19 protein-coding genes and 1 pseudogene are annotated in these 18093 nt (G+C 69.2%); 1 reads left to right on the forward strand and 19 read right to left on the reverse strand.

Features of this window, described 5'->3' with window-relative positions; genetic code table 11:
• Positions 1-91: 91 nt before the first annotated feature.
• Positions 92-703, forward strand: a complete 612-nt coding sequence (locus EDD41_RS07180) for a helix-turn-helix transcriptional regulator (protein ID WP_123575427.1) — start codon at positions 92-94, stop codon at positions 701-703.
• 7 nt (positions 704-710) lie between these two features.
• Here the strand turns inward: EDD41_RS07180 and EDD41_RS07185 are convergent, their stop codons facing one another.
• The 19 genes and pseudogenes from EDD41_RS07185 to EDD41_RS07275 all read right to left on the reverse strand — a co-directional run bounded on the left by EDD41_RS07185 (position 711) and on the right by EDD41_RS07275 (position 18055).
• The gene (locus EDD41_RS07185; RefSeq protein ID WP_094763411.1) at positions 711-1385 is read right to left on the reverse strand and encodes a 5'-methylthioadenosine/adenosylhomocysteine nucleosidase; all 675 of its coding nucleotides are present in this window, start codon (positions 1383-1385) and stop codon (positions 711-713) included.
• Complete coding sequence (locus EDD41_RS07190; protein ID WP_123575428.1) at positions 1382-1843, reverse strand: S-ribosylhomocysteine lyase; 462 nt, start codon at positions 1841-1843, stop codon at positions 1382-1384. The genes EDD41_RS07185 and EDD41_RS07190 overlap by 4 nt, the downstream gene beginning before the upstream one ends.
• A 176-nt stretch (positions 1844-2019) precedes the next feature.
• Positions 2020-2928 carry a type IV toxin-antitoxin system AbiEi family antitoxin domain-containing protein gene (locus tag EDD41_RS07195; RefSeq protein ID WP_094763409.1) on the reverse strand — a complete coding sequence of 303 codons (909 nt, stop codon included), beginning with the start codon at positions 2926-2928 and terminating at the stop codon, positions 2020-2022.
• Positions 2929-2930: 2 nt separating this feature from the next.
• The gene (locus tag EDD41_RS18150) at positions 2931-3254 is read right to left on the reverse strand and encodes a hypothetical protein (protein ID WP_425454350.1); all 324 of its coding nucleotides are present in this window, start codon (positions 3252-3254) and stop codon (positions 2931-2933) included.
• Positions 3167-3613, reverse strand: a pseudogene (locus EDD41_RS07205) (potassium channel family protein); the annotation flags it as partial. The pseudogene EDD41_RS07205 and the gene EDD41_RS18150, both read right to left, overlap by 88 nt.
• Before the next feature lie 152 nt (positions 3614-3765).
• Entirely contained in the window at positions 3766-6708 is a 2943-nt protein-coding gene (gene leuS, locus EDD41_RS07210) for a leucine--tRNA ligase (RefSeq protein WP_123575431.1), read from the reverse strand.
• A gap of 136 nt (positions 6709-6844) precedes the next feature.
• Entirely contained in the window at positions 6845-7075 is a 231-nt protein-coding gene (locus EDD41_RS07215) for a hypothetical protein (protein ID WP_094763406.1), read from the reverse strand.
• A gap of 57 nt (positions 7076-7132) precedes the next feature.
• A complete protein-coding gene (locus EDD41_RS07220) occupies positions 7133-7699 on the reverse strand; it encodes a P-loop NTPase family protein (RefSeq protein ID WP_123575432.1) in 567 nt (188 codons plus the stop codon).
• Positions 7700-7702: 3 nt separating this feature from the next.
• On the reverse strand, positions 7703-8950 hold the full coding sequence (locus EDD41_RS07225) for a glycoside hydrolase family 3 N-terminal domain-containing protein (protein ID WP_170165276.1): 1248 nt from the start codon (positions 8948-8950) through the stop codon (positions 7703-7705).
• Positions 8951-8957: 7 nt separating this feature from the next.
• Positions 8958-10388 (reverse strand): mycothione reductase, encoded by a 1431-nt coding sequence (locus tag EDD41_RS07230; RefSeq protein ID WP_123575434.1) that lies wholly within the window; start codon positions 10386-10388, stop codon positions 8958-8960.
• A gap of 37 nt (positions 10389-10425) precedes the next feature.
• Positions 10426-11508, reverse strand: a complete 1083-nt coding sequence (locus tag EDD41_RS07235) for a sulfate/molybdate ABC transporter ATP-binding protein (protein ID WP_123575435.1) — start codon at positions 11506-11508, stop codon at positions 10426-10428.
• Entirely contained in the window at positions 11501-12292 is a 792-nt protein-coding gene (locus EDD41_RS07240) for an ABC transporter permease (protein WP_094763401.1), read from the reverse strand. The genes EDD41_RS07235 and EDD41_RS07240 overlap by 8 nt, the downstream gene beginning before the upstream one ends.
• Complete coding sequence (gene modA / locus EDD41_RS07245) at positions 12289-13047, reverse strand: molybdate ABC transporter substrate-binding protein (protein WP_094763400.1); 759 nt, start codon at positions 13045-13047, stop codon at positions 12289-12291. Before modA ends, EDD41_RS07240 begins: the two co-directional genes overlap by 4 nt.
• Before the next feature lie 8 nt (positions 13048-13055).
• Positions 13056-13442 carry a TOBE domain-containing protein gene (locus EDD41_RS07250; protein ID WP_123575436.1) on the reverse strand — a complete coding sequence of 129 codons (387 nt, stop codon included), beginning with the start codon at positions 13440-13442 and terminating at the stop codon, positions 13056-13058.
• Positions 13443-13470: 28 nt separating this feature from the next.
• Positions 13471-13875: a YchJ family protein gene (locus tag EDD41_RS07255; protein WP_425454331.1), complete on the reverse strand. Its 405-nt coding sequence runs from the start codon at positions 13873-13875 to the stop codon at positions 13471-13473.
• Between the two features lie 11 nt (positions 13876-13886).
• Entirely contained in the window at positions 13887-14654 is a 768-nt protein-coding gene (locus EDD41_RS07260) for an SDR family NAD(P)-dependent oxidoreductase (protein WP_123575438.1), read from the reverse strand.
• A 175-nt stretch (positions 14655-14829) separates the two neighbouring features.
• Positions 14830-15771: a c-type cytochrome biogenesis protein CcsB gene (gene ccsB / locus EDD41_RS07265; protein WP_123575439.1), complete on the reverse strand. Its 942-nt coding sequence runs from the start codon at positions 15769-15771 to the stop codon at positions 14830-14832.
• Positions 15768-17345: a cytochrome c biogenesis protein ResB gene (gene resB / locus EDD41_RS07270; protein WP_123575440.1), complete on the reverse strand. Its 1578-nt coding sequence runs from the start codon at positions 17343-17345 to the stop codon at positions 15768-15770. Before resB ends, ccsB begins: the two co-directional genes overlap by 4 nt.
• The gene (locus EDD41_RS07275) at positions 17345-18055 is read right to left on the reverse strand and encodes a cytochrome c biogenesis CcdA family protein (RefSeq protein ID WP_123576907.1); all 711 of its coding nucleotides are present in this window, start codon (positions 18053-18055) and stop codon (positions 17345-17347) included. Before EDD41_RS07275 ends, resB begins: the two co-directional genes overlap by 1 nt.
• Positions 18056-18093: the final 38 nt, after the last annotated feature.

The following is an 18093-nucleotide window of genomic DNA, read 5'->3' on the forward strand; positions in this document are numbered from 1 at the left end:
CCGGCATCCAGACGTGTCCCTCCGATGACAGGCCGACGGCCCCGCCCGGGCCTAGCGTCGTGATCACCAACCACGAGCCCCAGGAGCACACATGACCACCGCCGGCCGAATCCGCGAATGCCGCACCACCGCGGGCCTCTCGCACGCCGAACTGTCCAACCGCCTGTCGGTCTCCCGGCAGGCCGTCAGCAAGTGGGAGTCCGGCGCGGGCCTGCCCGACGTCGAGAACCTCAAGCAGATGGCGAAGCTCTTCGACGTCAGCGTCGACCACCTGCTGGTCGACGAAACGGCCACGGACCGGGGCGAGGTCGCCATGCGCCAGCCGATCGACCTGGCATCGATGCAGCCGTACACAATCCCCGGCAAGAGGATGGGCTCCCGCGCCCACGCCGCGGTACTGGCTGCCTACCCCCAGGCCACCAGCGTCTGGGCGTTGGCTCGGAGCCAACGCAACACCCGCTCGCAGAACGCGCTGGAGTGGATCATCTCGCTCTTCTCCGATGCCAACGGTTTTGGCATCTTCGGCACCGCCGACGCACTGTCCGACCACGACGCCCGCTACCTGGTGGAGTCCGCCAACCGGCAGCTGCTGGTCAGCGTCGGACAGCACGAGATCACCAGCCGAGAACTGGGCGAGCGCATCACGGGCAAGAAGTTCACCATCGGCCAGGACAGTTTCCGTCGTGCCGTCCAGGTTCGCTGAGCTCGCGTCAGAGCTGGGCCACCAAGCGCCACACCGCGGCGGCGGAACGGGCGGCGACGTCGTCGATGTTGCCCTTGAAGTCCTGCCCCGCCTCCGGTGCGCACAGGTCGCTGATCGAGCGCACGCAGACGAAGGGCAGCTTGGCCGCCCACGCCACCTGGGCAATGGCGGTGGACTCCATGTCCGCCGCCAGAGCCTCGGGGAAGCGTTCCCGCAGGGTGTGCGCCAGCTCACCGGCAACGAAGGAGTTGCCGCTGACGATCTCGCCCAGGTGCACGGTGGCGTCGCTGTCGTCAGCCTGCATCAGGCCCAGCAGGCGCTCGTCGCCCGGGAAGCTGACGGGCATCGACGGGATCTGGCCGTACTCGTAGCCGAAGGCCGTCGCATCGGCGTCGGCGTAGCGGTAGGACCGGCCGACGATGATGTCGCCCACCCGCACGTCCTTGCCCAGCCCACCAGCCGATCCGAGGGAGACGATCACGTCGGGCCGGTGTCGTTCGATGGCGACGGCGGTGGCCGCGGCCGAGTTCACCAGGCCGATGCCGCAGGTCACCAGGGTGACGGTGCGCTCACCGTCGACGGCACGCCAGACGCGGCCCTCCTCGACGGCATCGAAACTGCGGCCCGCGATGACGGGTGCGGTCTCCTCGGCCATCGCCGCCAGCAGCAGGATGTGGGTCATGCCATCACCTGCGACCACTCGTCGCGCTTGGCGAGCATGGCGCGGGCAGCCTCCTGGGCCTCCTCGAGAGTGTGGTTGGCGCCCCAGCCGCACTGCACCTCGTTGGCGGCGGGAACCTCGGTGGCCTGCAACACGTCGCCGAGCGTGGCCGCCACCAGTTCCTCGATCTCGGCCTGCTCATGGTCCCCGACGGTGATCAGGTAGAAGCCGGTCTGGCAGCCCATCGGCGAGAAGTCGACGATGTAGTCGGCATGGTTGCGGAAGTTCTCGGCCATGGTGTGCTCCAGCGAGTGGATCACCGGCATCTCCAGGTGCTCCTGGTTCGGCTGGCAGAAACGCACGTCGAACTTGGTCAGCACGTCACCCTGCGGCAGCTCCTTGCGGTCGGCGACGCGGATGTAGGGCGCGGCGACCAGCGTGTGGTCCAGGTTGAAGCTCTCGACATTCATCTTCGGCATGTCACCAAGGCTACCCGCGGATCCCCCGTACCAACGGCGCTCAGGTTCCCGCGATCCGCTCGGGTTTGTGGGATCCGCTCGGGTTCGTGGGATCCGCTCGGGTTCGTGGGATCCGCTCGGGTTCGTGGGATCCGCTCGGGTTGCAACCCACGCGGATCATGGGAACCCACGCGTCTTCACCGGGGGCGCCCAGAACGCAGTGCCTGCTCCAGCTCCTTGCTCCACACAGCAGGCACCCGGAGCCCAGGATCGGTCCAGCGATGCACCCACCATCCCTGGGTGCGCATCCGTTGCTCCCGGAACCGCTCGTCGCGCAGCACGTCGGAGAGCTGCTGCCCGGGTTTCAACAGACGGCCGTACTTGACCCACCCGTCGAACTCGCCCAGGACGCCCAGGTCCGGCCACGCAAAGTCCGCGCGCCCGATCCGGTTCCCCTGGGAATCGACAACCCAGAACTGCAGCACTGGGACGGGCAGGTTGAACTCGTGCATGAACCAACGGCTCCGTGACTCCCCGGCGCTTTCTGCCAGTGGATCCCCCAGCGCCACGATTGCCCTGGCCCGGGGCGCCCCCGTCATCCGCCCCTGCATCTCGACGATCTCCGCCAGCAGCACCGGATCCGCCCCTTGCCGCAGCGCCGCGTCAACCACGACCAGCCCTCGGTCCGGAGTAAGGATCCTCGCGAGGTCTGCCGCCGTGCGCTCGAGGGTGGTCACAGGCAACCCGTCCACCTCGGTCACCTCGACGTCGTCGAGGCGGGCGCGGTGCACCTGGACGCTGGCACGGCGCACCCCGCCGGCATCCCCCACCCGCGTGACGTGTACCCGCCCCAGATCGTGCGACGGCAGCGGAAGCCCGTGCAGGGCCGCGGCCGAGTGGTGACTGAGGACTCCCGAATGGAGGCGCGGCCAGGTCGCCTGGACCAGGATGCGATGCCTGTCCTCGAACTGTGGCACTGGACGCGTCGACGTGTCCAGGTAGTCACCGCGCCGGACGCGTGCAAGGCTCCCCTCGCCGACGAGTCGTCGGATGTCGCTGTCGGTCACGCCCCGCTGGGCCAACTGTGCTCTGGTGAAAGTGTTCATACCTACGTTATGTGCGGCGCGCCCCGAAAATTTTCACCTGTCCACAGGGACACTTGACCCAGTAGCTGTCCACAGGGTCCCGTCGGGAAGGCGTGGCGGCCAAGACGCCTGGGTTCCCGTGATCCGAGTGGGTTGCAACCCGAGCGGATCACGCGAACCCGAGCGGATCCAACGGGGGGTTGGCATCGGCGCGAGCTAGGCCCCAGGGCGTCGATGTCCTGGGTCGAGCCGGAGACGATCAGCGCCTCCCCCATGCGCAGCACACGGTGCTCGGGCGGGTTGGCCTCGTAGTTGCCGTCGTCGTGGCGGATGGCCATGGTTGCCATCCCGCGACGACGCAGGTCGGCCACGGACTTGCCATCCAGCTGCGCATCGACTCCGATCTCCTCCAGGCTGAAGGACAGGTCACCGCGCCGGGACGCGTGGCCAGCTGCACCGCTCGTCGGCCCGCCATCACATAGGGCGAGATGGCGCGGTCCGCGCCGGCCGGCTCCAGCTTGTGCATCACGGCCTTCGTGCTGGCCCTGGACACGATGAAGAGCTCCGGGTTCAAGGCTCGGGCGCTGATGGTGGCGTGGACATTGTCGGCATCGTCGTCGATGGCCGTCACGAAACCTGCGGCCCGGGTGATCCCGGCCGTCAGCAGCGTGTCGTCATTGGTGCCATTGCCCGGCACCACCAGGTAGCCGTCGGCTGCCCACCAGGCGCCGGTGGTGGCGCAGGCCGCCCGGGCGTCAGTCGTGTTTCACTCCCGTGATCCTGGTCCTCTCACCCGGTGAACAGGCACGACATGACGAATGCCCCGCCGGTCTGGCGGGGCATTCGTCACGGGAGGTCTCAGGCGGGGACCACGTTCACCAGCTTGGGTGCCCGCACGATCACGGTCCGCACCCCGTTCTCGGTTGCCGCGACGACCTTCGGGTGGGCCAGGGCCAGGGCCTTCAGCTCGTCCTCCGTGATGCCGGCGCTCACCTCGAGCGTGGCGCGCACCTTGCCCTTGATCTGCAGCACGCAGGTCACCTGGTCGTCGACGAGCTTGCTCTGGTCGGCCACCGGGAAGGGGGCGTAGGCGATCGTCTCGCCATGCCCCAGACGCTTCCAGAGTTCCTCGGCGATGTGCGGGGCCACCGGGGCGGTCATCAGCACCAGGGCTTCGGCGGCCTCGCGGGGGACGGCGTCGAGCTTGGTCAGAGCATTGTTGAACTCGATCAGGCGGGCGATGCCGGTGTTGAAGCCCAACGTGGCGTAGTCCTTGCGCACCGCGTCGATGGTCTTGTGCATCGCCTTCTCGGTCTGGGGGTCGAGCGGCTGGTCCACCACCACGACCTCGCCGGTCTGCTCGTCGACGATGTTGCGCCACAGCCGCTGCAGGAAACGCTGCGAACCGACCACGGCGCGGGTCTCCCACGGGCGGCTCAGGTCCAGCGGACCCATGCTCATCTCGTAGACGCGCAGCGTGTCGGCGCCGTAGGCCTCGTACATCTCGTCGGGGCTGACGGCATTCTTGAGGCTCTTGCCCATCTTGCCGGCGCGACGGGTGACTTGCTCGCCCCCATCACCGTTCGGGTCGTACCAGTAGGTGGTGTCCTTGCCCTCGCCGCGCTCCTCGATCTCCGCGGCGGGCACGTAGACCTCGCGGCCGTCGGTGTAGGCGTAGGCCTGGATCATGCCCTGTGCGAAGTACTTGCGGAAGGGCTCCTCCGAGCTGACGTGGCCCAGGTCGAAGAGCACCTTGTGCCAGAAGCGGGCGTAGAGCAGGTGCAGCACCGCGTGCTCGGCGCCACCGACGTAGAGGTCGACACCGCCCGGATCCTTGCTGCCGGAGACGGCACCGGCGGCGGCCTGGTCGTGCTTGCCCATCCAGTACTGCTCGACGGCCGGGTCGACGAAGGCCTGGTCATTGGCCGGATCCAGGTAGCGCAGGTAGTACCAGCAGGAGCCCGCCCACTGGGGCATGGTGTTGGTCTCGCGGCGGTACTGCTGGGGGCCGTCGCCCAGGTCGAGGGTGACGTTGACCCACTCGGTGGCGCGGGCCAGCGGCGCCTCGGGACGCGAGTCGCGGTCGTCGGGCGCGAAGGTGCGCGGCGAGTAGTCGTCCACCTCGGGCAGCTCCAGCGGCAGCATGCTCTCGGGCAGCGCGTGGGGCACCCCGTCGGCGTCGTAGACCACCGGGAAGGGCTCACCCCAGTAGCGCTGGCGGCTGAACAGCCAGTCGCGCATCCGGTAGTTGACGGTGCCGGTGCCGGTGCCCTGCTGCTCCAGCCAAGCGATCATCGCCTGCTTGCTCTCGGTGACGCTCATCCCGTTCAGGTCGAGGCTGTCATTCGCGGAGTTGACCAACACGCCCTCGCCAGTAAAGGCCTTGCCGTCGGCGACGGTGCCCTCCCAGCCGGCCTGGGCCTTGCCGTCGCCGTCGACGGGGCTGATCACGTCGATGATGTCGATGTCGAAGGCCTGCGCGAACTCGAAGTCACGGTCGTCGCCACTGGGCACGGCCATGATCGCGCCGGTGCCGTAGCCCATCAGCACGTAGTCGGCGATGAAGACGGGCACCTTGGCGCCGTTGACCGGATTGGTGGCCCAGGCGCCGGTGAAGACGCCGGTCTTGGTCTTGTCATCCATCTGGCGCTCGACGTCGGACTTGCGGCCGGCCTCACGCTGGTAGTCCTCGACGGCCTGCTTCGGGGTGGCTGCGCCGCCGGTCCACGCGTCGCGGGTGCCCTCGGGCCAGCTGGTTCCCTCGCCGACCAGCGAGGCGACCAGCGGGTGCTCGGGGGCCAGCACCATGAAGGAGGCACCGAAGAGCGTGTCGGGACGGGTGGTGAAGACCTCGAGGTCCTCGCCGTTCGGGCCCGTGAAGTGCACGCGGGCGCCGTGGCTCTTGCCGATCCAGTTGCGCTGCAGCGCCTTGATGTTCTCGGGCCACTCGACGCGGTCCAGGTCTTCGGCCAGCCGATCGGCGTAGGCGGTGATCCGCATCTTCCACTGGCGCAGGTTGGCCTTGAAGACCGGGAAGTTGCCGCGCTCGCTGCGACCCTCGTTGGTGACCTCCTCGTTGGCCAGCACGGTGCCCAGACCGGGCGCCCAGTTGACCGGCGCCTCGTCGGCATAGGTCAGGCGGAAGCCGTCCAGGTAGTCGCCCTGCTCCTTGTTGCTGAGCTCGGACCACTGGCGTCCGGCGAAGTCACCCACCAGTTCTCGGCTGCCGTTGGCCAGTTCATCGACCAGTTCGCTGATCGGGCGCGCCTTGCCCAGACCACCGTCGGCGCGCACGGCCTCGGGGTCGTACCAAGCGTTGAAGATCTGGGTGAAGATCCACTGGGTCCACTTGTAGTAGCCGGGGTCGATCGTCTTGATGCTGCGACGGTCGTCGTGGTCCAGGCCCAGACGGCGCAGTTGGCGCTTGTAGGTGACGATGTTCGCCTCGGTGGTGACGCGCGGGTGCGTACCGGTCTCGATGGCGTACTGCTCGGCGGGCAGGCCGAAGGCGTCGTAACCCATGGCGTGCAGCACGTTCTTGCCGAGCATCCGGTTGTACCGGCTGAACACGTCGGTGGCGATGTAGCCCAGCGGGTGCCCCACGTGCAGACCGGAGCCCGACGGGTAGGGGAACATGTCCAGCACCAGCAGCTTCTCGCGTCCCTGGGCCTTGTCGGGCTCGGCCCAGGGGCCGGCCGGGTTCGGGGCCTGGAAGGTGCCCTCGGCCTCCCAGCGGTCCTGCCAGGCGGTCTCGATCTGGCCGGCCAGTTCGGCGGTGTAGCGGTGCAGCGGCTCGTTCATCTTGTCCTCAAGCTCGTCGGAAGTCGTCTCGCGACGTACCCACTGAGGTTATCCCAGCCTGGTACCCGACGCCCGTTGGTCCCAGCCGCGCCACCGCGGCCAGCCGCAAGGGTGGAGGTCTCATCGAACTGGCGGGTCAGTGAGCCTGCTTGCGGGCCTCGTCCCGACGCATGTACTCCCACGCGACACCACACGCGATCGCAAGCCCCATCCCGGGGAAGGATGCCTCGATCCAGCCGTAGTCCATGGCACTGGTCACCAGCTTCGTCACCACCCAGCAGGCAACCCAGATGGCCATGGTCACCAGCGAGTAGTAGCCCATCCGGATCCAGCCGAACTCGGTCTTGGGGGTCTTGTCGATGTCCATGGCTCAATTCCACCGCGCCGGAGTGCCGCGCGCATCAGTCCGGTGCATGGTTCGTGCTCATCCCACGGGTGGATTGCGCAGTTCAGCCAACAACTCCGTGAGCTGTCGTGGGTGCGTCAGCCGCAGGACCGCGGGGCCATCCGTCGCGGCTTCGAAGGCCCGCATCCGCCGGCGCTTGTTGGCGAAGGAACGGGAGTGCCACGCGATGATCGACTCCGACGAGAACGTCTGCCGCAACGTCTCGACATTGCCATTGCACTGCGGTTCCTTCGTGACCACGCGCCGCACGGTCCGGCGGACGAGGCGGGCCAAGGTCAACCACCGCGGGTAGTCGAGCGCGAGGATGACCTCGGCGCGGGGCAGCACGAGGTCGCGCCAGTGCCCGTAGGCGGAGTCCAGGATCCAGCCGGGCTCCGCCACCATGGATGCCGCCAGCTCGCGCTGCTCCGGGGCGGGGCGCTGTCGCCAGCCAGGCAGCCAGCCGATCTCGTCGTCCACCAGGTGCACCGGGAGCCCCAGCAAGGCGCCCAAGGCCAGCGCGGCCGTCGACTTGCCACTGCCCGTCACGCCGTAGCAGAGCACCCGCTGGGCCGTGCGGAGGTGATCGAGGGTCGCGGCGGGCATGTATCAGGCCTTGCACTCCACCAGACCGACCTCGGCCTTCAGTGCCAGGACGCGGGCGGCGTGCTCGGGCAGGTCATCGGCGAAGGCCTGGTCCTCGTCGGCCTTCTTCGCCAGCCCCTCGGCCATCTCGCCGACGCTGGACGGATCGGCATTGATCACGAGGTCGCCGCCGGCCTGCACGAAGCGCACCGCGCGCTCGGCCACGGGAACCTCCTTGACCGCCGCGGCGGCGCCCAGGTCATCGCTGATCACCACCTTCTGCCAGCCCTCCTTGCCACGCAGCCCCTCGGTGATGATCTTGGAGCTGAAGACCGCGTGCACCCCGGGATCGACCTTGGAGTAGATCGTGGAGCTGATCATCACCGAGCTCGCGCCGGCCGCCATCGGGCCGGTGAAGCTGGCGGTGTCGTCAAGGGTGGTGACGTCGTCGGTGGCGGAACCGAAGTCCGTGTTCACCGCGGCTCGGCCCAGTCCCGGATAGTGCTTGAGGCTCGACGCGACACCGGCATCCCTCAGCCCCTCCACCACGGCGGTCGCCTTGGCCGAGACAGTCTCCGGATCGCTGCCGTAGTGGCGCTTCAGGGCACCGACGGCGGCATTGCCGGACTCCGTGCCGGCGGGAACGACGTCGGCGTCGGGGGCAAGGTCATAGAGCACCCCGGCATCCTTGAGTTCCTGGCCCCAGGTCAGCCACTTCGAGCGCAGCTCGGCCTCGGACAGCCTGCCCTGGGTCACGGCCGACGGCAGGTCAGAGAATCCCTCGCCCTCGAGCCGCTGCACCTGACCGCCCTCCTGGTCCGTCGCGAATAGCAGCGGAGGCTGGGCACCCGTATTGCCCTGCAGGTTCTCCCCCACCTTCGCGGTGCCGGACAGGCTGCGGGGCCCCGGGCCGAGGTAGAGCACGGAACCGATGCCGTACTCCTTGATGGCCTCGGCCACCGACGGTTCGGGTTCCACGGTGTTGGTGCCCACCATGAGCAGCTGACCGATCTGGTCCTTGCGGTCCAGCTCCTTGGCCATGTCGAGGCAGCTGGTGGCCGACTCCCCTTCACTGGACTGGGTGTCCGTGGGCTGGGCCGCGGTGTCACTGGCCGCGGAATCCGGTCCGTCGGTGGGTGCGGGGGCCGAGGATGACGCCGCCGATTCGGGGGAATCGGCCTGCTGGCTGCCACCACCGCAGCCGGAAAGGCCCAGACTGAGGGCGCAGGCGGTGGCCAGGACGGCGATGTGTCGTGCGGGGGAAACGATCACGGGGAAACTACCTTGCCTTGTCGGCCTGCTCGACGAGCCCGAGCAGGGCATTTTCGACCACCTCGGTGAGTGCCGGGTGGATCCAGTACTGCCCACGCGCCATCTCCCGGATGCCCAGACCGAAGCTCATGGCCTGGACCAGTGGCTGGATGAGGGTTGAGGCCTGCGGACCGATGATGTGCGCCCCGAGCAGCTGGCCCGCCTCAGGGTCGCTGAGCAGTTTGACGCAGTGCTCGGTGTCCTCCATCGCCCAGCCGTAGGCGACGTCGCCATAGGCCTGCACCGTGGCCAGGTAGGGGGTGCCCGCTGCGCGCAGTTCCTGCTCCGTCCTGCCCACCGACGCGATCTGGGGATCGGTGAAGATGGCGTGCGGCACGAAGCGGTGGTCCGAGCTGACCAGACCGTCGCCGGTGCCGGTGATCTCGTGCAGCAGGTTGGCCTGGACCACCCGCATCTCGTGGTTGGCCACGTGCTTGAGCTGCGACGGGGAACACACATCGCCCAGGGCCCAGATGTGGGGCTGGCTGGTGCGCTGGTGCTCGTCGACGACGACATAGCCATTGCTGTCCACCTCGATGCCGGCGGCCTCCGGCTGCAGGAGGTCCGCATTGGGCACGCGCCCCAGGGCCACCAGCACCACCTCCGCCTCGTAGCCGTACTCGATGCCGTTGGGGTCCTTGGTGACCACCTCGACACCGCCGTCGACGGGATTCACGCCGGTCACCTGCTGGTTCAGCTTGAGCCCGACCCGCTCGGAGATGATCTTGGTGAACCGTTCGCTGATCTCGTCGTCCTCGCGGCGCAGCAGGCGTTCACTGCGGTTGATCATGGTCACCCGGGTGCCGTAGGCGCTGAAGACGTGGGCGAACTCGCTGGCGATGTAGCCGCCACCCAGGATGATCATGGACGCGGGCAGTGCCGGCAGCCGCATGATGCTGTCCGAGGTGTGCACCCGGGCGGCGACCTCGGGGTCATTGACGCCGGGGACGTCCAGCAACGTGGCGCGGGAGCCGGCGGCCAGCACGAAGCGGTCACCGCTGATCCGCACCGGCTCGGCCTCGCCCTGGACGGCGATCTCCATCACGTCGCGCTCGACGAAGTGCCCGGTGCCGGTGAAGACGGTGACATTGTCGCTCTTCTCCCGCCACTGCTTGCCGCCCGAGGAGATGGGGTCGATCCGGCCGAAGATGCGGTCCCGGATGGCGTCGAAGTCCACGCCCTCGAGCTGCAGGTCCACCCCGATCCGCCCGGCAGCCGCCGGCGAGACCGCATAGTCCGCGGGCAGCACGAACATCTTGGTGGGGATGCAGCCGACGTTCAGACACGTCCCGCCGTAGACGCCGCGCTCCACCATGGCAATCCGCAGGCCGTCGAAGCGCTCGTCGATGAGTGAATTGCCCGAACCGGAGCCGATGATGACCAGGTCGAAATGTTCCATGCCCTCCAACCTACCGGGCCCCTACCCGGGATCGGGGTCACGACGCGGGGCGGCTGCGCAACTGCACCTGGCTGGCCTTGACCTGGGCGAAGAGTGCGGCCCCCGGCGCGAGGTCCAGGGCCGCGACGCCCTGCGCCGTCAGGTCCGCCGCCAGCACCTGGCCGCCACTCATGGCCAACCGGACCCTGACGATCGCCCCGCGAGGCTCCAGGCCGGTGACCACCACCGGCCAGACATTGCGTGGGCTGCCGCCGGGGCGGGTGCAATGGAGCGCCACGGCCGCGGGGTCGAAGACCGCCAGCGTCGGCCCCACCGAGGCGCCGTCCGGCTCCTCCCACAGACCAGTCACCGTCTCCTCCCCGATGACCACCACCTGCCCGTCGCCGTGACCCTGCAGCAGGTTCGCGCCACACAGCTCGGCCAGGAACCTGGTCGTCGGGCGCGCCAACACGTCGCTGACCGGCCCCTGAGCCGTGATGCGACCACCCTCCAGACAGACCAGCCGCGTGGCCAGGGCCCAGATGTCCAGGGGATCGTGGGTGACCAACAGCACGGTCGGGCGGCTGGCTCCCGTCAACCGGGTGGCGAGCACCCGACGCATGGCGGCGGCGGAAGCGACGTCCAGGGCGGCGAGGGGTTCGTCGAGCAGGAGCAGCGTCGGGTCGGTGGCCAGGGCCCGGGCCAGCGCGACCCGTTGCGCCTGGCCACCGGACAGGGTGGTGGGGTGACGCCGGGCCAAGTCGGCGATCCCGACCGCTGCCAGTTCTCGTTCCGCCCGCTCCCGCGCCTCCCGACGCGAGGCGCCCCCGGCTCGGGGCCCGAAGGCGACATTTCCCAGCACGTCGAGGTGGGCGAAGAGCATCGGCCGTTGCTGCAGCAGGGCGATCGGGCGCCGGTGAGTGGGGACGTGGTGGTAGGCGTCACTCACCGTCTCCTCCGCGATGGAGACGCTGCCCCGGTCCGGCCGCAGCTGGCCGTCGAGCAGCTGCACGAGGGTGGACTTCCCCGCACCGTTGGGCCCCACCAGGGCCGTCGTGGTGCCCGCGGGCAGTGCGAGCTCGACCGCGACGTCGCGGTTGGTCACCTCGGCGCCGATCCGGGCGCCCACCCGCTCAGCCATCCGACGGCCTGCGCATCACCCAGCCGGACAGCCCCATCAGGGCGGCGGCCAGCACCAGCAGCACGAAGGACAGCGCCAGGGCCCCATCCGGGTCGCTCTCCCGGGTCAGGTAGATGGCCTGGGGCAGCGTCTGGGTCACCCCGGGCAGGGAGCCCGCGAAGGTGAGGGTGGCGCCGAACTCCCCCAGGGCCCGCGCCATGGCCATGGCGGCGCCCCCGACGAGGGCCGGTGCGAGTACGGGCAGTGTCACCCGGCGCAGGGTGTGGCTGGGTGAGGCCCCCAGCGTGGCGGCCACCCGCTCCAACTCGGGGTCCAGGGTGCGAAGCGCCCCCTCCAGGGCGACGACGAAGTAGGGCATTGCCACGAAGCTCTGGCCGATCACCACGGCCAGGGTGGTGAAGCCGACCTCGAGACCCAGGACGGACAGGTGCTGACCCACCAGCCCGCGTCGCCCCAGGGTGACCAGCAGCGCCAGGCCGGCCACCACCGGCGGCAGCACCATGGGCAGCACCGCGAAGAGGCGCGCCAGGCCGGCCAGCGGGCCACGGGACCGGGCCATCACCAGGGCCAGGGGCAGGCCGAGGACCACCACCACGGCCAGCGAGGCGGTGCAGGTGAGCAGGCTGAGCCGCAAGGCCTGGACTGCGGTGGGTGCGGTGACCAGCTCCACCAGCCGGGGCCACGGGATCCGGGCCAGCAGGCCGACCACCGGGAGCATCACCAGCAGCAGTGCCGCCCAGGCGAGCCCCTGAACCCAGCGTGGCAGTGGGGCCGGAGCCCTCATGGCTTCCCGAAGCCGGCGTCCGTGAGGACCTGCTGCCCCGGCTCTGCGGTCACGGCGTCGACGAACTGCTGGGCCAGCTCGGCCCGCTTGCTGGAGCTCGTCACCGCGATCGGGTAGCGGTTGACGGCCTTCTCGGCGCCCTTGATCGACACCGCGGAGGCCTTGCCGCTGGCCGAGGTGACGTCGGTGACGTAGACGACGCCGGCATCGGCCTCCCCGGAGGTGACCTTGCCCAGCACGTCGGTGACGCTCTGCTCCGCCGACACGGGCTTGAGCGTCGCCCCCAGGGCGGTGGAGAGCTTGGCTGTGGCATTGCCGCAGGGCACACCCTCGGCACAGATGACGAGCTTCCTGCCATCCAGGGACTTGTCCAGACCCGTCAGTTCCAGCGGGTTGCCCGGCGCGACGGCCAAGGTGAGCACATTGGTGGCGAAGACCTTCGGGCTCCCGGTCACCAGCTTGCCGTCGGTGGCCTTGGTCATGTTCTTCTCGTCGGCCGAGGCGAAGACGTCGGCGGGGGCCCCCTCCTTGATCTGGGTGACCAGCGTGGAGCTGCCGTTGAAGGACAGCGCAACGGTGGTGCCGGGATGGCTGGCCTCGAAGTCCTTGGCGATGGTGCTGAAGGTGGACTTCAGGGAGGCCGCGGCGAAGACATTGAGCGTGGTTCGTTCCTGCTCGGCACCGCCGGGGGCGCAGGCGGTCAGCGGAAGCAGCAGACACAGGGCCGCAGCGGCGGCGAGATGGCGACGGGGCATGGGGGATCTCAGTTCTCGAGGACGACATTGGTGGCCTTGACCCGGGCCGTGGTGACGACTCCGGGCTCCAGGCCCAGTTCGCGCACGGCCTCGGTGGAGATCAGGGAGACGACGCGGTAGGGGCCGCACTGCAACTCCACCTGGCTCATCACCTGGTCGCTGAGCACGCGGGTGACCAGGCCCCGGAACTGGTTGCGGGCTGACGTGTGCTCCGGACGGCTGGCCTGGGCGGCGGCATTCTCCTGGGCAACCCGGGCGACGTCCACGCCGTCGACGACGCGGCGCCCGGAACCGTCCTGCGCGGCGGGCAGGCGCCCGGCATCGATCCAGCGACGCACGGTGTCATCGCTGACCCCCAGCAGGCTCGCGGCCTCCGAAATCCTCATCTGCGGCATGAAGTTACGCTATCAGCCCGCAAATGCGTCAGTTGACGTCCCCGTCGAGGTAGACCCAACGGCCGGCGCGCCGCGCGAAGAAGCTGCGTTCGGTCAGGACGCCGTGCGCCCGGCCCCTTCGCCAGCGGGCCGTGAAGGCCACCTCGCCGGCCTCGTCGTCCTCATCGCCGTCCACCACCTCGGTGATGACCAGGCCCTCCCAGGCCTGCCCAGGGTCCGGGGTGACGTCCTCGGGGCGCTTCGACGGATGCCATGTGCGCCACAGGTGATTGGCGGCCGACGCGTGGCGGCCGGCCAGCGCGAAAGCGGTGTAGCGGGAACGCATCAAGGCCTCGGCCGTCGGGGCGGGATGCCCGTCCAGGTAGGGACCACAACACTCTGCGAAGGCGCGGCCCGTGCCGCAGGGGCACGGCGCCGCATCCAGCGTGCTCACTGCTCGTGCTGTCATCGCTTGGTGGGAGCGACGACCCGGCGGGCCACGGGCACCGCGATGCGGGCCGGCATCACCTTGGCGAAGTGCCCCTGGACGGCGTTGACGAAGCCGTCGGTGACGCTGGGCTGGCGACGGTCCAGTGCCCGGAAGGTGCTTGCCACCACCTGGTCCGGTGTGCGGCGGTTGGCCAGCACCTTGTCATCGCCGGCGGCGTCGAAGAAGGCGGTGTCGGTGGGGCCCGGGCAGATGGCGGTGACCCGGACCGGGGTGCTGCGGGTCTCCTCCCAGAGCGCCTGGGTGAAGCTCAGCACGAAGGACTTGGTTGCTGCGTAGACGGCCATCGTCGGAATGGGCTGGAAGGCGGCGGTGCTGGCGACATTGATGATGGAGCCACTGCCCTGCTCCAGCATCCCGGGCAGGAAGAGGCGGCTCAGGTGGGCCACCGCGCCGCAGTTGAGACCGATCTCGTCGTTGAGCCGGTCGACGTCGGCCATGGCCAGTTCCCCGATGGTGCCGAAGCCGGCATTGTTCACCAGCACGTCGACGTGGATGCCGCGACGCCCCAGCTCCGCGGCCAGCTCGTTGCGGGCGGCCTCCTCGCTGAGGTCTGCGGGCAGCACGACGGCGTCGACGCCGAACTTGGCGCGCGCGTCGGCGGCAATGCGTTCCAGCTGGTCGGTGCGGCGGCTGACCAGCACCAGGTCATGGCCCTGGGCGGCGAGGTGGTTGCAGAAGGCCTGTCCCAGGCCGCCGGATGCTCCGGTCACGAGTGCATGCATGCGGCCAGCCTAGTCGGGAGCTCACAAGGACAGAGCCGCTCGGGTTTGTGCGATCCGCTCGGGTTTGTGCGATCCGCTCGGGTTTGTGCGATCCGCTCGGGTTTGTGCGATCCGCTCGGGTTGCAACACACGCGGACCGCAGGAACCCGAGCGGCTGCCGGGGCACCCCGTGAAATCAGATGCCGGCGTAGGAGTGCAGCCCACTGACCAGCAGGTTGACCCCGATGAAGTTGAACCAGAAGCTCACCACGCCGATGATCGCGATGATCGCGGCATTGCGGCCCCGCCAACCGGCCGTCGCACGGGCGTGCAGGTACATGGAGTAGATGATGAAGGTGACCAGGCTCCAGGTCTCCTTCGGGTCCCAGCCCCAGAAGCGACCCCAGGCGTACTCGGCCCAGATGGAGCCGGCGGCGATGGTGAAGAACCACACCGGGAAGGCGAAGGCGTGGGCCCGGTAGGCGAAGGTGTCCATCACCTTGGCCGAGGGCAGCTTGGCCAGGTAGCCGGTGCGCGGCGCCCCATCGGCCTTCTTCTCGGCGCGTTCCTGGAAGAGGTAGATGATCGAGGCCATGCCGCCGACATTGAAGGCGGCGCCCGCGATGCAGGCGGCGACGATGTGGATCAGGAACCAGACCGAGTGCAGCGCTGGCACCAGCGGGGCGATCGCGACGTAGAAGACCGTCGCGGCCAGGCCATTGCCGACGGCCAGCAGCAGGGTGATGGGCAGGCCGAGCCAGCGCATGTCCTTGGTGAGGGCCAGGACCACGTAGGCGACGGCGACGAAGAGCAGCGCCGAGATGGTGAACTCGTACATGTTGCCCCACGGCGCCCGGTGGGCCGCGACGCCGCGGAGCACGACGCCCAGGGCATGGCTGACCAGGGCGATCACCGTGATGCCGATGCCCATCCGGCCGAGCATGTCGACGCGAATGCGGGCCTTCTCGTCGTTCTCCGCGTCCCCCGGGCCTGCCTCGACGAGCTCGGCCGACGCGAACTGCGGATCGGCCGCGAGCCCGCGGGCGGAGGCCCATTCGGCGGCGTGGGCCATGAAGGCCACCAGGTAGAGCACGGCCGCGGTGACGATGCCCAGGGCGGACAGTTCGGAAATGCTCACTTCTTCTCCTCGGTGGCGGTGCCGGTTGCGGCGGCGGTGAGTTCGTCGACGTGTTCGGACAGCCCGGTACGGGCGTCGGCGCGGTCCAGGCCGGCCACCTCGATCGCCGTGCCCTCGTCGTTGGTACGGGTGCGGATCCACAGACGGCGGGGCCGCACGAACAGGCTCAGGCACAGCCCCAGGATCGAGGCGGCGATGGAGCCGAAGGTCATCGGCAGACCGGGTGCGCGGCTGATCTGCACCTTGCTCCAGCGGCTCCAGCCGTCGAAGGTGACGGTCCCGGTGCCGTCGGGCAGGGTGTAGCCCTCTCCCGGCTTGAGCATGAAGCTCAGCACGTCGTCGCCCTCCTTGAACTGCGTCAGGCCCGTGGTATCCAGCGCGTAGATGTTCTCCGGCTTGCCGGTCTCGGTCTTGGGCGCGCCATGGTAGGCGTTCAGGAAGAGCTTGGGATTGACGGCGTCAGGGAAGAGCGACTGGCCCATCATCCCCTGCTCCGGCGCGGTGGGGAGGAAGATGCCCTGGAAGGCGAGGCGCTCGGGGCGGGCATCGGGGGCCTTGATGACGCCCGAGGAGGTGAAGTTGCCGTCCTGTGGCAGGAAGACGACCGGCCCCTGCCAGGCCTTGTCTCCCTTGCCGTCGGTGACGGTGACGTGGGCGGCGTAGCCGTGCCCGATCAGGTGGATCTTGTTGCCGTCGATGGTGATCGGGTGGTTCACCCGGACCAGGTCGGAACGGGTGCCCTGCTCATCCGTGACGTCCATGGTGGCGCGGAAGTCACGCGCGGCGCCGCGCTGCACGGGGCCGGTCTCGAACTTCACGATGAACTGCTTGAGCTTCATGCTGAAGGGCGACAGGTTGTCCGTGTCCACCCAGGCGCCGGCGTGGTACTCGTCGTACTGGGTGATGGAATTGCTGAAGCCCTGGCCCTCGACGAGGATCGTCGAGCCCTTGAAGCCCAGCATGTTGTTCCAGGCGATGCCGAGCAGCACGAAGACCAGACTGAGGTGGAAGAGCAGGTTGCCGAACTCGCGCAGGTAGCCACGCTCGGCGCTGAGCCCGGCCGATCCGTCGGGCAGGGTGGTGCGCTCGACGCGGAAGCGGCGCTTGCGCAGCCACGCCTCCGCACGCTCCAGGCCCTCGTCGGCAGTGATGCCCACGGGAGCCGCCAGCCGGTGTTCGGGCAGCCGGTCAAGCCGCGACGGGATGCGTGCCGGGCGGCCACGAAGGGCCTTCCAGTAGACCCTGATCCGGGGGATGATGCAGCCGATCAGGCTGGCGAAGAGCAGCAGGTAGATGGCGCTGAACCAGGGCGAGGTGTACACGTCGTACATGCCCAGCGGCTCGTAGACCTTGTCCAGGACCGTGTGCGCCTGCTTGAAGTCGGACACCTTCATCGCGCTCTGGCTGCGCTGCGGGATCAGCGATCCTGGAATGGCGCCCAGCGCCAGCAGGAAGAGCAGTGCCAGGGCGGTGCGCATGCTGGTCAGCTGCGTCCACACCCAGCGAATCATCTCGACGGGGCCCAGCGGCTGGGGGCGGGTGCTGCTGCTCATCGTGTCCTTGCTCTTCTTCATCAGATCGGGGCTCCGTAGGCGACGGCCCACTGACGCACCACGGCCATCGCCCGGTCCCACAGGCCGGTGACCAGCAGGATGCCGACGAGCACCATCAGTCCCCCGCCGGCGCGCTGGACGGCCAGTTGGTGGCGCTTCACGAAGCCGATGGCGCCGGCCATCCGGCTCATCGCCAGCCCGGCCAGCACGAAGGGAATGCCCAGGCCGAGGGCATAGCAGAAGGCCAGGACACCGCCCCTCAGTTGCGAACCCTCGTTGAGGGCCAGCCCCAGGACGACGGCCAGCGCCGGCCCCATGCACGGGGTCCAGCCGACACCGAAGACGATCCCCAGCAGTGGGGCGGCGAGGATTCCGAGACGGGGCACCCGGTGCAACCGCACGTCTCGTTGGCCCAGCGGGACGAGCCCCAGGAAGATGGCGCCCAGCAGGATGGTGAGCAGGCCGATCACCACGGTGATGGCGCGCTGGTGCATCACCAGCGCGGAACCGAGGCTGCCGATCACGGCGCCCGTCGCGACGAAGACGGCGGCGAAGCCCAGCACGAACAGGCAGCTGCCGAGCAGCATCCGGCCGCGCCGGCCCCCGTCGGCCACCTCGGCGGCGCTCAGGCCCGTCGCGAAACTCAGGTAGCCGGGCAGCAGGGGCAGCACACAGGGAGAGAAGAAGCTGAGCAGGCCGGCCAGGGCTGCGACGGGAATGGCGAGCAGCATGGAGCCCCCGATGGCGGATTCCACCCAGGAAGCCTGCA

The sequence above is a fragment of the Luteococcus japonicus genome (assembly GCF_003752415.1).
GTDB classification, from domain to species: Bacteria; Actinomycetota; Actinomycetes; order Propionibacteriales; family Propionibacteriaceae; genus Luteococcus; species Luteococcus japonicus.